The 331-nt window shown below is 72.2% G+C and carries 1 protein-coding gene; it reads left to right on the forward strand.

From position 1 onward, the window contains the following. Positions 1 to 331 (forward strand): Mur ligase family protein (locus GV790_RS29415; protein WP_256673611.1); only part of this gene is annotated, 331 nt, incomplete at both ends.

Here is a 331-nt window from a genome sequence, read left to right on the forward strand (position 1 = left end):
GGCGAACCGTGCACCGTGCCGCCGTCGACCGCGGCGCGGTGGCCGTGTTCACCGACGCGGAAGGCGCTGAGCTCGCCGGTGAGCTCGGCGTGCCGGTACTGGTGCGGGAACGTCCGCGCGAGGTGCTCGGCGAGCTGTCGGCGGCGATCTACGGCCATCCGTCGGATCGGCTCCGCATCGTCGGCATCACCGGAACCTCCGGCAAGACCACCACCTCCTATCTGGTGGAGGCGGGATTGGCCGCCGCCGGGTTGTCCACGGCGCTGGTCGGCACCATCGAGACCCGGATCGGCGGTCGCCGGGTGCCGAGCGCGCTTACCACACCGGAAGC

Origin of the sequence: Nocardia cyriacigeorgica (genome assembly GCF_010858045.1) — a bacterium.
In the GTDB taxonomy this organism is placed as follows: domain Bacteria; phylum Actinomycetota; class Actinomycetes; order Mycobacteriales; family Mycobacteriaceae; genus Nocardia; species Nocardia cyriacigeorgica_E.